Source organism: Serratia sp. NPDC078593, from assembly GCF_050268245.1.
Lineage (GTDB): Bacteria > Pseudomonadota > Gammaproteobacteria > Enterobacterales > Enterobacteriaceae > JBNNGK01.
Genome location: NZ_JBNNGK010000002.1, coordinates 1 through 13797, shown reverse-complemented (window position 1 = coordinate 13797; position 13797 = coordinate 1). Strand labels below are relative to the sequence as shown.

General features: G+C 47.1%; 13 protein-coding genes and 1 other RNA gene. 3 read left to right on the top strand and 11 right to left on the bottom strand.

Annotated elements, in window-relative coordinates; genetic code table 11:
- Positions 1-35: 35 nt before the first annotated feature.
- From ACQKDS_RS02100 to ffs, 5 genes are all read right to left on the bottom strand, one after another.
- Positions 36-395 (bottom strand): hypothetical protein, encoded by a 360-nt coding sequence (locus ACQKDS_RS02100; protein ID WP_399673989.1) that lies wholly within the window; start codon positions 393-395, stop codon positions 36-38.
- 42 nt (positions 396-437) lie between these two features.
- Entirely contained in the window at positions 438-1001 is a 564-nt protein-coding gene (locus tag ACQKDS_RS02095) for a hypothetical protein (protein WP_399673991.1), read from the bottom strand.
- 921 nt (positions 1002-1922) lie between these two features.
- Positions 1923-2432, bottom strand: coding sequence for a hypothetical protein (locus ACQKDS_RS02090; protein ID WP_399673993.1), 510 nt, complete (start codon positions 2430-2432; stop codon positions 1923-1925).
- 666 nt (positions 2433-3098) lie between these two features.
- Complete coding sequence (locus tag ACQKDS_RS02085) at positions 3099-4169, bottom strand: tyrosine-type recombinase/integrase (protein WP_427673871.1); 1071 nt, start codon at positions 4167-4169, stop codon at positions 3099-3101.
- A gap of 110 nt (positions 4170-4279) precedes the next feature.
- Positions 4280-4376: signal recognition particle sRNA small type (gene ffs, locus ACQKDS_RS02080), an RNA gene on the bottom strand.
- Between the two features lie 155 nt (positions 4377-4531).
- Between ffs and ACQKDS_RS02075 the strand changes: the two genes are divergently transcribed.
- A complete protein-coding gene (locus ACQKDS_RS02075; RefSeq protein WP_399673956.1) occupies positions 4532-4846 on the top strand; it encodes an MGMT family protein in 315 nt (104 codons plus the stop codon).
- Positions 4847-4899: 53 nt separating this feature from the next.
- Here ACQKDS_RS02075 and ACQKDS_RS02070 read toward each other — a convergent pair whose 3' ends face one another.
- Complete coding sequence (locus tag ACQKDS_RS02070) at positions 4900-5394, bottom strand: YbaY family lipoprotein (RefSeq protein ID WP_399673954.1); 495 nt, start codon at positions 5392-5394, stop codon at positions 4900-4902.
- A gap of 228 nt (positions 5395-5622) precedes the next feature.
- On the opposite strand from ACQKDS_RS02070, the gene tesB reads away from it, so the two are divergent.
- Positions 5623-6486 carry an acyl-CoA thioesterase II gene (gene tesB / locus ACQKDS_RS02065; protein WP_399673952.1) on the top strand — a complete coding sequence of 288 codons (864 nt, stop codon included), beginning with the start codon at positions 5623-5625 and terminating at the stop codon, positions 6484-6486.
- A gap of 90 nt (positions 6487-6576) precedes the next feature.
- Here tesB and amtB read toward each other — a convergent pair whose 3' ends face one another.
- The 5 genes from amtB to ACQKDS_RS02040 form a co-directional block, all read right to left on the bottom strand.
- Complete coding sequence (gene amtB, locus ACQKDS_RS02060; RefSeq protein ID WP_399673950.1) at positions 6577-7863, bottom strand: ammonium transporter AmtB; 1287 nt, start codon at positions 7861-7863, stop codon at positions 6577-6579.
- Between the two features lie 36 nt (positions 7864-7899).
- Positions 7900-8238: a P-II family nitrogen regulator gene (gene glnK, locus ACQKDS_RS02055; protein WP_399673948.1), complete on the bottom strand. Its 339-nt coding sequence runs from the start codon at positions 8236-8238 to the stop codon at positions 7900-7902.
- A 300-nt stretch (positions 8239-8538) separates the two neighbouring features.
- Positions 8539-10317: a SmdB family multidrug efflux ABC transporter permease/ATP-binding protein gene (locus ACQKDS_RS02050; protein ID WP_399673946.1), complete on the bottom strand. Its 1779-nt coding sequence runs from the start codon at positions 10315-10317 to the stop codon at positions 8539-8541.
- Positions 10310-12085 (bottom strand): SmdA family multidrug ABC transporter permease/ATP-binding protein, encoded by a 1776-nt coding sequence (locus ACQKDS_RS02045; protein WP_399673944.1) that lies wholly within the window; start codon positions 12083-12085, stop codon positions 10310-10312. Before ACQKDS_RS02045 ends, ACQKDS_RS02050 begins: the two co-directional genes overlap by 8 nt.
- A gap of 90 nt (positions 12086-12175) precedes the next feature.
- Positions 12176-12637: an Lrp/AsnC family transcriptional regulator gene (locus tag ACQKDS_RS02040; protein ID WP_399673942.1), complete on the bottom strand. Its 462-nt coding sequence runs from the start codon at positions 12635-12637 to the stop codon at positions 12176-12178.
- Positions 12638-12761: 124 nt separating this feature from the next.
- Between ACQKDS_RS02040 and ACQKDS_RS02035 the strand changes: the two genes are divergently transcribed.
- Positions 12762-13700 (top strand): DMT family transporter, encoded by a 939-nt coding sequence (locus ACQKDS_RS02035; RefSeq protein ID WP_399673940.1) that lies wholly within the window; start codon positions 12762-12764, stop codon positions 13698-13700.
- Positions 13701-13797 lie beyond the last annotated feature (97 nt).

The window sequence follows — 13797 nt, the reverse complement described above, 5'->3', positions numbered from 1 at the left end:
AATGGCCGCTTTCGCGACCTTGTTGAACACCGAATTCATTGGAAACGTTCAAGTACCATATACGCTGACGCACACATGCTATCCCGTTCCTGTAGCCAGTAGTAATCGAGATCAGCCACACGCACATTCAGCCCTGAATCCACGCGGTTAATCTGCATTCGAAGTCCTATAGTATCTTTGTACGATAAACCAGATTTAACTGTGTACTTGTACAGAACGCCGTTTTCCTCTTCAAAAACCTTGAGGAATGGAGTCATACGTTGCTGGATCTCCTTTAAACAAATCACCTCATTATCAATCACAAATGGCTTTTCTGTTTTCCCATCTGGTGAGGTAGCTGCAACTGTAGTTAATGATGTTACAGTTAACAGTACTACGTATAACACTCCTCTCATTTTCCTACATCCTAAAACAAAATCATCAAAGTAAACTAACTATTATTTTGAACATACTTGCGTGATTGTTCCGTTATGATTAAAGTCAATGATAATTACCTTTATAGTATTATCATTCAGCACTGATATGAAATAATTATTTGATGAATTACCATATTTTCGAGATCCATCATCTGCAATCTTATTGAATTTTGCAGTATCAGTACTGTCATCATATCCCGGTGTTGTCATCTTAGTAATTAATGTATTGTCAGTAATTTTGTACGTAATATTAGTCCTTTGATCTGAATAGAAACCAGAATTATGTTTCGTTCCCTGCCGTGTTTGAGTAATTGCCTCAAATTTATTACAGGTGTAAATGTCATTTCTGGCTGTATTAGTATCTCTGTTCGCTACTACTTTATCAGAGGTATTAGCTTTATTATCCGACGATACAATTACAGCACCAACGCCCATAGATATAAAGAAGACAAATAAACTTAATGACAAAGATGTAAACAACGCTCTTGGTTTCCCTAATCCTTTTGTTCTCGAACGGTTAGAAACTTTCTTAAAAGTAAGTACTGCAAGAATGATACAGATAATGAAAACAACAAGCCCTGCCATAAAATCCTCTCAAAGTATACGTATTGAAAGAGATCAGAATATCATGTGAAATCAAATTGATCGACAAAATCGATCGATTATCGAATTTTGATCGCTAAAAACTATCAATATCTATTAATCATCGACAAATCAATAGGTAAAAACGATCAGAGAATATGGGAAGTAATGAACATGCAGTTCAACTTAAAAAGTAGGTCATTTATCCCTGTTTAAACGCAACCTACGTGATTCTGCGGCGTTTTCTGGTTTCTTGAATGGCTTAGTTTGGTTTTGAGTTAAATCTCTTACAGGGGCTTCCTGTGCGTTTTGTCTGAAACATCATCATAGAAGGGGACTAATTGGATCGGTTTTCGCTCCGCTCTGTGCAGTACTGATAGTGGTTTTGCAGTAACTGGAATAGCAAATAAGTGGGCGGTACTTGTCTCAATCACCAGCTGACCCTATCGGGTAGTCTTACAGTAAGGGCTTGAACAGCCCGATAACCCCGACAAGGAGCCATGCGACGCGTAGTTACTCACGAAGACTTTAGGCCGCAGGCCGACCCAAATCACTTTGATAAAGTCGGTTTGTCAGTACTGTTATCTGTCTGAGAGAAAGCGAGTAAGTACTTTGGCGTTCTTTCGAGTACTGCGAGAAAAACGCAAAGTCACGATCTAATTTTTGGTTTTTATAGAGACTAACGAGCGAAGCGAAGCTAGTCTCTATAGAGACGAGATATCAGTAAGGCATTTATGGGAGCTAATTAATATTAATATAAGGGGTACTAATTCGGGATAGTACACAAATCGAGCAAAAACAGACCAAAAACCCTACTAGATGGTGTTTTTTTATATTATCCGCGACGAATTAACCTGATTTAAACCCTAATTAGCCCGAATTAGTACAATGGAGCCTGAATTAGTACCCCACTATCGTACTAACTTAGGACGGGTACATTTTTTTGATGAATTCCGAAAGCTCTTTCTTCGTGGGATTACTCTCAATTAGGCGAGTTATTTCATATAGTTCTTCACCAGTGAGATATTCACCACCTTTCGGGTCATCAGTGCGAATCGGTGTACCATTTTCAAACATTGCCCATAGTTCTTTTGATACACCTGTTAGTACTTTCTTGTAATCGTTCACCCTTGATTTACAATAATTATCACCTTCGAATAGTTCACTACTATCTAGTATTGCTTTAGTTTTGGCTATGCTAATATCGCCCATCATGGTTAATAGTATAAGTATGTTCTTTTTCACCATGCCTTTTTTGGAGCCTTTTGATTCAGTCATAGTACTGATATATTTCTTGATAACGTTCTGTGCAGCACTGGTTAACTGATTTAGATTTTTAACCCCTGCTAGATGACTACGTAGATCGTTATTCTGATGTACCGTTTCTTTCCTACCGCGTGGTTTTAATTTATGTGGTTCTTTCTTTTTTGTCATGATAACTACTCCTCTAAATTAAAAGTCATCTCATGGTTAACCTCCTATGGCTGCTGTTTTTGTTAGAATGACTATATGTTAACGAGCAAAATTGACTCAATCAAGGAATAGTTGCAACTTTTTCTTGACAATCTCATCACTATTCAGATTTGAAAATCATATATCATTTTTGCACTATCTCTGTACTTTCTAACTCATACATTCTTCGATTAATTCGTGAGTATCTTTGTACTTCTTAACTGATACATTCATTAATGTATTTCAAATGTACTCTTGTACATTCCAAGTGGTACAGAATTCCATGCAACCGTACGATCCAATGGGATACTGGACTATAAAAGATAAAAAATTAGCTGTAAATCAATACAAACACGTTAACTTGCAAGATTTTGTGCTGGACGGTACTATCGAGAGTGGTACAGTACTGTTGTAGTACTACCACTATAACCAATTGATTAACCAACACAATTTAGTACTAACGGCTGATGGCAGGGCCTCCACCAATTTGTATCTAAGTACTTAATAAGTAATGATTAAAGTACTGAAATCCCGCCTCCATAGCCTTAGTGGTACAAAAACTGTGTATCACCAGTAGGGCTTCACGATGTCTCTTATGCTCTCCCGTCAATAAGCAGGCTCTTAGTAAAGAGGCTGCTTAGAACGAGATCAAATATGCTCCAATAGATCATATAATCGCGACACAGCCACTGATTTGCCATATCTCCTGTATGTGATTGAGTTATCTGCATGTCCCAAGAATGCAGCAGCGTAATGCTCCACTACACCAGCATTTTTAAACTTAGTTGCAACGTAATGTCTCAGTGAATGAAACTCAGGAACGCCTAATCTTTTACGATAACCGCTAAACCAACGGGTGAAGTAGTGGCTATATGATCCCTTATAGAGAGTTAGCTGGGGAAATAATCTGCCTTTTTGCTTTTGTACATAGTGCAAAAAACCAATATCTATCAATTTGTTATGAATTGGTATGGTACGTTTACTGTTCTCTGTTTTAACCACTTGTCCTTCATAACGATCATCTATCCTGATGCACCACCTCCCATCATTTTTGAATATATCGTTATGATATAGTTGGCAAATTTCGTTTGCCCTCATCCCTGTAAAACGACCAAGTAAAACAATCCACCTCTTCCATTCAGGCAAAGTAGTGATCCCATTCTCAAGATGTTTAATCTGAAAATCTGTATATGCCTCTCGCTTTTGGGATACTGGCTCACGATCCTTCTGGAGCAATCCTTCAAAAGGGTTTTGGAAATCATAGTCAGTATGATGTTTCAGCCATCGGAAAAATCCGCTGATTTTCTTAACATATTTGTTCTTCGTAGGAATGGCGACATCTAGCCCGCTAATGAATTCAGAAGCCCTACTACGCTTAAATACCTGATCAGTAAAGTTAAAGTACTTGCCAATACAGCGTTTGATAGAAGCGACTTCCCTCTCGCAAACTTCAAGGCTTTTAAACTCAACATACTGTACAGCCTGTAGTTTTAGCTCTTGGAATGACAATTCTGATTGAGGGGTTTGGCTCATACCGATTGTAGGACTGACAGTTTCAGTAATCAGCCAAGGGCGATCTGCAAAGCGTAAAGATCGCTTTGTCGCTTCAGTCTTTGAACGAGTACCTAACGAACGACGAAACTCACGGCGTTTACCACAGGGTAAAACGTTAACTTTACGGTAATACCAGATCCCATGACGGGAGAGCATAAGAGACATCGTGAAGCCCTACTGGTGATACACAGTTTTTGTACCACTAAGGCTATGGAGGCGGGATTTCAGTACTTTAATCATTACTTATTAAGTACTTAGATACAAATTGGTGGAGGCCCTGCCAGCTACATCCCGGCACACACGTTACCTGCTGCGGCTGCTTCCTTCCGGACCTGACCGAGTTCACAAGTTAGTGTTGCGGGAGAACCAACAGGGCCCCCATTGACGGCTTCTGTACTTTGAAGCGGTGGGCATTATCAGTGATGGCTCGCCAAATAGCAAGCCAACCAATACTAACCGCTGTTTTCTTGCCCACCGGCGCTGTGGCACACTAGCATCCTGGGTTTAACACAGCAGGTAAACAGCAGATGGAGCCAACAGACGCCCCCTTCCGGCAGCGTGTATTTCACGTTATCGCAGCCATTCCGCTCGGTAAAGTCACCACCTATGGCGAAGTGGCACAACTGGCCGGTTCACCGCGTGCCGCGCGTCAGGTCGGCGGCGTATTGAAAAAATTACCGCAAGGCAGCAGTCTGCCATGGCATCGAGTCATCAATCGTCATGGCAAAATTTCGTTACGTGGTGAAGACTTCCAAAGGCAGCGTCAGGCATTGCTGGAAGAAGGTATTATGTTTGATGCGGAAGGGGCTGTGGATTTAAATCGCTTTGGCTGGCGAGTATAAGCATACAGCCTTTGCCCACGGGACAAAGGCTGTAAAAAAACGTTATTATCCGGTTACGGGTTTGCGGTTGGCGCAACCTGCATCGGCGTATTCGGTACAGCAACCAATAGCAGATCGGCATGCGTCCCGTTGCGGTTAATCACTTCATTAAAGGTATCGGTGATAAACATTAATCGTCCATTTACCGTGATCGCAGCACTCAGGATAATACGCGCATTCGGCTGTATATCCTTGGGATCAAACGGTACGACAAAGTTAAACGGTGCCTGCTGCCCTTCGGTACGAATCACGCGCTGGGCAAGAACCTTCGAAGGAGCATCAGCCAAAGAGGCATCTGAAAGCGTAACCGTTAATACCGCATCCGGTGGCAGCGCAATACGTTGACGAATGTTAATCGAACCTGTCACCGCAGGGCCGCGGATTTGCGTTGGCTCTGCCGTTGCTGAACTGCCCGCAGCCGGTGTTGGCACGTCCGCGCTTTTCTGAGCGCAACCCGCTAATGAGATGGTTACTGCCGCCGCCCCACCTACAATTTGCCAAATTTTCATGGACAGTCTCCTTTTATGATCAATATACAGGTGGCTTTAACCACCTTCCCAATAAAACTTAGCACAAAATCCTGATTAAATCCTATATCTCAACCAATTAATCACTTAGCGCTCTAATAACGGCCACTCTTCTGGCAATTTTAGCCGTTCCATAACGCAAGATGTTGACGGCTTACCGTGATATTCCGCACACTGCACAAAACAATTATTAATAGAGGTCAATTTTTTATGAGCCAGGCACTGCAAAATCTCCTCGATCTGCTCAATTTAGAAAAAATCGAAGAAGGTCTGTTCCGCGGCCAAAGTGAAGACCTCGGCTTACGCCAGGTATTCGGTGGCCAAGTCGTCGGTCAGGCACTCTATGCTGCCAAACAAACTGTTCCCGCTGAGCGAAGCGTGCATTCATTCCATAGCTATTTTCTCCGGCCTGGTGACAGTAGCAAACCCATCGTGTATGACGTTGAAACGCTGCGTGACGGCAACAGCTTTAGCGCACGCCGGGTCAGCGCTATTCAGCACGGTAAGCCTATCTTCTATATGACCGCGTCATTCCAAAGCACTGAAGCGGGGTTTGAACACCAAAACAGCATGCCAGACGTACCGCCGCCAGAAGGTTTGATGTCAGAGTCAGAAATCGCTCAAAAACTGGTGCATATGCTGCCGGAAAAAGTACGAGAAAAATTCATCAGCCAAAAACCGATCGAAATGCGCCCGGTAAAATTCCACAACCCGCTAAAAGGCAAAGTAGAAGAGCCGCACCGTCACGTCTGGTTCCGCGCCAACGGCGCCATGCCGGATGACCTGCATATTCACCAATATCTACTGGGTTACGCGTCGGATTTTAACTTCTTGCCGACCGCGCTACAGCCGCACGGTGTCGGTTTTCTTGAGCCGGGAATGCAGGTCGCGACCATTGATCATTCCATGTGGTTCCACCGGCCATTCCGCATGGATGATTGGTTACTTTACGTCGTGGAAAGCCCATCAGCCTCTGGCGCACGCGGTTTTGTTCGGGGCCAGTTCTATACGCGCGAGGGCGTACTGGTTGCAACGACCGTACAGGAAGGCGTTATTCGTCAACGCGAAGCCTAATCACTGCCCAAAGAAAAAGGGCGATGAATTCATCGCCCTTTTGCCATCATCATCATTTTTAATTTTTAGCGCAATGCGATTGTTTCTGACTTATTGGTTGTAGGCGCTCTCACCATGGCTATTCACATCCAGGCCTTCGCGTTCCTGCTCCTCCGGTACCCGCAGGCCGACAATCGCCCCTGCAATCTTGAAGGCAATAAACGCCACAACACCGGACCACACCAAGGTCATCACCACGCTGAGTAACTGAATCCAAACCTGATGCCCCATGGTGACGCCTTCCGCATAACCGGTTCCGCCCAATGAAGAAGAAGTGAACACTCCCGTTAACAAGCAACCGACGATACCGCAAACCCCATGGACGCCAAATACATCACAGGTGTCATCCACTTTCAGCCATTTCTTCAGTGTCACTACCCCCCAAAGACCGGCTACGCCACCAATCAAACCGATGATCAACGCCCCCCCGACACCGACGGTGCCAGCGGCCGGCGTCACCGCAACCAATCCTGCGATACAACCTGAGCACGCGCCTAACAGTGAAGGCTTACCACGCACCATCCACTCAGCAAACGTCCACGCGAGTATGGCACCTGCGGTGGCAATAACGGTATTGAGGAACGCTAACGCGGCAATACCATTAGCCTCGCCCGCTGAACCGGCATTAAACCCAAACCAACCGATGTAGAGAATAGCGGTTCCGAGAAAAACCATCGGCAAGTTATGTGGCTTGAACGCCTCTTTACCGAAGCCCGCTCGTTTGCCAAGCAGATATGCGCCCACCAAACCTGCGATTGCCGCATTAATATGCACAACCGTGCCACCCGCAAAGTCGAGTGCGCCATCTGCGGCCAGGAAACCGCCGCCCCAGACCATGTGTGCAACCGGCAGGTAGGAGAGCGTAAACCAAATCACCGCGAAAATGATCACCGCAGAGAAGCGGATCCGCTCCGCAAAGCCGCCCACCACCAGTGCTACCGTGATGCAGGCGAAAGAGCACTGAAACGCGACGTGAACCATTTGGCTAAAGCTGCCAGTCACGCTGTCAATTCCAATGCCTTTTAGCATCGCCGTTTCAAAGCTACCAAAAAAGGCATTTCCTTCACTAAAGGCTAGGCTATAGCCATACAGTACCCATAGCACGCAGACCAAGGCAAAGGTCACGGTGACCTGAGTCAGCATCGACAATACATTCTTAGAACGTAATAAACCACCATAGAACAGGGCAATGCCGGGCAGCGTCATGAACAGCACCAATGCGGTGCAAATCATCATAAACGCGTTGTCTGCCTTGTCTATTTCTGCTGGAGCCGCCAGTGCCAGAGAGGGAGCGAGGGTGACTAAACTCAGGCCTAACGTGGATAAAAATTTTTTCATTAGCAATCCATCCCATCAACTTAACTGAGTCTGCGATTACAGTGCGGATTCATCTGTTTCGCCGGTGCGTATACGAATAACACGTTGCAATTCGGCAACGAAAATCTTGCCATCACCAATTTTTCCGGTGTAGGCCGCTTTACTAATAACATCGACCACTTCATCTAATTGGTCATCAGCGATAGCGATGTCTATTTTGACTTTCGGTAAGAAATTAACGCTGTATTCAGCGCCGCGATAGAGCTCTGCATGCCCTTTCTGGCGACCAAACCCTTTCACTTCGGTTACGGTCAACCCTTGAATACCGATAGAGGATAGGGCTTCACGCACGTCCTCCAATTTGAACGGTTTGATCACCACGGTAACCAGCTTCATATTGCCCCTCCACGATTAAGCCCAAATTCACCCTGGGTACGTGATAAACAAAGCAAACGCTGTGCCATAAATGATTTCGTGCAGAAATTAATCGCAGCGTACAGACTGTAGGAAAGAGAAAGGACGACGGAGCCACGCAACGATATTTACCACGAAAAAGTGATTAATTATTGTGCACCAACCTAGTGCACTGCGCGTCACGGGAGTGCAAAATGAGGCGTTCAGACCGCGATGCTGCCTGATAGTGGTGCGCTGCCCTCAGCCACGCCCCCATACGCAGAAGCCATGGCTGAAAGGCGATTAAGCGGGTTGAATATCTTCGCGCGTGGCAGCGGCCAACTCTTCGCCTACCAATTGCAGTTGGTACATTTGATAGTAACGCCCTTTTTGCGCTAACAATTGTTGGTGGTTGCCCTGCTCCACAGCATGACCACGATGCAATACCAGTATTGAATCCGCATCCACAATGGTCGATAAACGGTGTGCTATCACCACCAGCGTAGTGTGCTCACGAATCACCCGCAAGGCACGCTGGATGGCCTGTTCAGTGCCGGAGTCAATATTTGCGGTTGCCTCATCCAAGATCAGGATCTGTGGTGCCTGCACCAACACGCGTGCCATCGCCAAAAGTTGCTTCTGACCAACCGACAGGTTATTGCCCTGCTCACCCAAACGGGTGTGAATGCCCTGCGGGAAGCCACGCACCAACGCCGCTAACTGTACCGTCTCTAACGCCTGCCACACGGCCTCTTCGCTAATATTACGGCCGAGCGTAACGTTAGACAGCACCGATTCTGCGATCACTACCGGGTCTTGTTGCACCATCGCAACGCCCTGTCGCAAGATACGGTGAGATAAGCTCGATAACGGGCGGCCATCCAACCGCACTTCGCCTTGATTGACCGGATAGTAGCCCATTAGCAAATTAGCGAGCGTACTTTTCCCGCTACCGGTATGGCCGACCAACGCCACAAACCCCCGCGATGGCACCTGCAGCGAAATATTTTGCAGTACCTTTTTATCTTCGCGATAGGCAAACGTAACGTTATCAATCTCTATCTGACCACTTTGCAACGGACGAACGTCCATACCGTAGTCCTGTTGACGACGATCCATCAGTTCGAAGATGCGCTCCCCGGCGACCACTGCCTGCTGAAGAATGGATTGCTGTGAGGTCAGTTCGATCAACGGCTCATTCAAACGGCCAAGATAATTGATAAAGGCATACAATACCCCAACGCCAATTGATCCTTCGCCACTGAAGCCAAACAGCATCAACAAACCGCACAGTACCAGCGCCGAGAACAAACTCAGCAGCGGCCGTAGCAAGAACCCGTCCAGCCTCAACGTTTGCATACGCGCGGTATAATGCGACCAGCTCACGTTGCTCATACGCTTACCAAAACGCACTTGCTGACGGAACTGCTGGATCACCCCCATTCCGTTAATGACTTCGTTAAAACCGTCATTGATATCTGCCAGATAGCTACGTACTCGTCGCACTATCGGCGTGCTGTAATATTGGTAAATCCCCATCACGATTAACACCGCAGGGAAAATACAGATAGCCACCAGCGCCATACGCCAGTCGAGGCTGAACATTGCCACCAACATCGCACCGATCAACGCCGAACTTTTCAGCACGGTGGAGACCACCATCACATACAGATCTTTGATGACTTCAGTATCGTTAGTAACGCGCGAAATCAGCTGCCCCACGGGTTGAGTATCAAAAGCACTCAATGGTTGACGCAGCGCTGCGTCCATCACGTCCGTGCGTAAGCGCTGCACCACACCTACCGCGGCTTGATTAAACAAAATCGCCTGAAAGTAATGCAGCGCCGCCGCCAGCAACTCTAACAAGATGTAGGCCGCTGCTAAGCCGCTGATTATCACTAGCGGCAACTGACCTTTGGCAACATAATTATCGATGAAATAACTGATCAAAATCGGCCCGGCCACTTCTGCCGCTGCCGCGACCCATAGCATCACGACCGCTATTGCCAACGGTTTACGATACGGCGAACCATAAGCCAGCAGCCGTTTCAACGTCGGCCACAGCTTTTGTACTTTAGTCATTGGTTAACGTCTCCACACCAATTTCTGGTGCCTCATCCAGCGCGGCTTCCAACTGCTGATAACGATACATATCGCGATACCAGCCAGGCTGTGCCGCCAGCTCCGCGTGCAAGCCACGCTGTGCCACGGTGCCATGTTGCATCACCAGAATTTCGCTGGCTTCGGTTAGCGCTGAAAGCCGATGCGCACTGATAATCACCGTGCGGTTTTGCCCCCAACTGCGTAGGTTATGCAGGATTTGGTGCTCGGTGCGGCCATCCACCGCCGATAGCGCATCATCCAAAATCAAAATTTCCGCATCCAGCAGCAACGCGCGCGCAATAGAAATACGCTGCTTCTGGCCGCCAGACAGCATCACACCACGCTCACCCACTTCGGTTTCATACCCTTGTGGCAAACGTAAAATATCTTCGTGGACACTGGCTAACTGCGCCGCCCGTTCGATTTCTTCCTGCGTTGCCCCTGGATTACCCAACGCGATATTATTCGCCACGCTGTCAGAAAACAGGAATGGCGTTTGGCTGACCACCGACAGGCGCGCGCGCCAAGCATCCTGCTTCAATTGAGTCAACGGCAGCCCGTGATAACTGATCTGCCCGTCATCAATATCAAATTGCCGTTGGATGAGCGCCAACAGGGTGGTTTTACCTGCACCAGTCGGCCCGCACAGCCCCAACATTTGCCCCGGTGCCAACCGTAGCGTTACGCCATGCAAAGCCGTCTGCGCGTTTTCTGGATACTGGAAGCGGCGAATATCGACCGCCAATTCACCGCGCCCAGAGGGCAACTCATCTTCTCCGTCACTCACCGCAGGCGCTTCTTCCAACAGGCTACGAATACGGCTGTAGGCCGCACTGCCACGCTCAACGATATTAAACATCCACGCCAATGCCAGCATCGGCCATATCATCAGGCCAAGGTACATGACAAAACTGGTTAATTGACCGAGCGTCAATGATTGGTTCACCACCATCCAACTTCCGCCCCCGATCGCCAACAGGTTAGCCGCCCCAATCGCGATATAAATCGTGGGATCGAAGCGCGCATCCACGCGCGCCACATGCATATTTTTTGCACCGGTTTGCGCCGCGACCTCAGCAAATTGATTAGATTGATGATCTTCTAACCCGAACGCTTTGATCATACGGATACTGGTCATGCTTTCCTGCGCCTGATCGTTGAGGCTGGAAAACGCCGCTTGCGCAGACTTAAAGCGGTGATGTAATTGCTCGCCGTAATACTTGATGACGATCGCCATGATCGGCATCGGGATCAGGGAGAGCAATGTTAACTGCCAGCTGATTTGAGTACTCATCACAATCAGCACCGCCAACCCCATCACCAATGAGTCCACCAGCGTTAGAACGCCTTCACCCGCAGCAAAAACGACGCGATCAACATCGTTGGTCGCGCGTGCCATCAAATCGCCGGTACGGTGACGCAGATAAAACGCGGGGTTTTGTCGGCTGAGTTGTCGATAGAAGTTTTCTCGCAGTTCGACCGCCAGTTGATAAGACGCGCCAAACAGCAGCACCCGCCACACGTAACGCAGCAGATAAACCACGATTGCGGTAGCCACCATCAGCCCCAGCCATGCCAATAGTACGCTGGTCGACATATGCTCCTGAGTGACACCATCAACAATCACGCCGACCAGCTTGGGTGGCAACAGTTGTAGAATGGCGATGATAATCAGCAACGCCACCGCACCGAGATAACGGCGCCATTCGCGGCGAAAATACCAGCCGAGTTGAGCAAATAATCTCACGTAATAGGATTCCGAATGTGTTGGTTTTTACTCTGAATTTGCTTCATATGCGTAGAATACCACCGTCGCCGTGCTAATCCGGTGAACTTTTCACTCGGGAACCGGCAGTGCCGTCGTATATTTAATCTTTTCCATGGCGAAGCTCGAAGTGACATCAATCAGCCCCGGTACGCCATTCACTAAACGTTTGTAGAAGCTATCGTAGCTTTTCATATCTGCGACCTGTACCTGCAGCAGATAATCGAACTCCCCAGCCATACGATAGAATGCTAAAACTTCCGGCATCTGCGCGATAAGATCGACAAATGTTTGATACCACTCGCTGCTGTGCTGCTGAGTTTTGATCAGCACAAATGCGGTCAGCCCCAACCCCAACTTTTCGTTATCCAGCAACGCCACCCGGCCACGAATATAGCCTTCATCTTCCAAACGCTTTAAGCGTTTCCAGCAAGGTGTAGAGGTCAAATTAACCGCATCGGCCATTGCTTGCAGCGACTGGGTACAGTCCTGTTGTAATAGCCTTAACAGCTTACGATCTGTTTTATCTAACATTTAATCACCTGGGAGAAAAATTTTCTCTAAAAGAACAAATTAACAATGACATTTGCAATATTTTTTCCTTAACTTGAGTGTATTGTATTTTATGTAATGATACTATCTGACAGGATGCTAAAAAGTGGATAACAAAGCTAAGAATATCGGAGTTACCCTAAGTCTTTTTATTCTGGTAGCCCTGACTTGGGGAACAACATGGATGGCGATGAAAGTTGCGGTCGCGACCATCCCCCCCATTTATGCTACCGGATTACGCTTTCTCGCAGCCTCACCGCTTTTACTCCTGTTTGCCTATTACACCCGTACGCCATTATTATTTCCCAAAGGTAGCCGCGGATTTCAATTACTGGTTTGTATTGCTTACTTCGCCATTCCCTTTACGTTGATGATTTATGGCGAACATTACGTCAGTTCAGCGCTTGCCTCTATAATCTTTGCCAATATGCCTGTTGCAGTATTGATAGTATCGATAGTGCTATTAGGCGAACGCGTGAGCATCTCGCAATTAACGGGGCTAATCATCGGTGTTGCCAGTCTTTCCGGTATTCTGTGGCAAGAATCAACCACCAGTGGCGAAACTCGCTGGCCCGGTGTAGTTGCGCTATTAGTGGCAGTACTGATTCATGCCGTGATGTATGTTTTATGTAAAAAACGTGGACAAAAGGTTTCTGTATTGACGTTTAACGCCTTGCCCTGCTTAGGTGCAGGTATTTTACTGCTCATATTGGGTTATTTCACAGAAAAACCCGATACCAGCATATTCGCAATCAGCTCATTATTATCCGTAGGTTATTTAGGTCTGGTTGCTGGCGTATTCGGCATTCTTGCCTATTTTGCATTACAACAAAGAGCAACGGCATTCCAGGCATCGTTGGTTTTCCTAGTGTTTCCATTGATTGCCATTCTCGTAGAGAAAACCGTCGATAAAAGCACGATTAGCACCACATCTATATACCTTATTGCTCCGCTATTGTTCAGCATACTGTTAACGCTTTATCGGCCAAAAACGTCGCCATCCCCCCGCCGAAACCTGTCCAACGAAGAAATTCCATCTCGATAAATAATAAATATCCTCCGGCATAGCCGGAGGTTTTTCATATGCGCCTATAAGGCTCTGTTACCAGCCGCGCCCTAACAGGCGCATAGCAATCTGACAT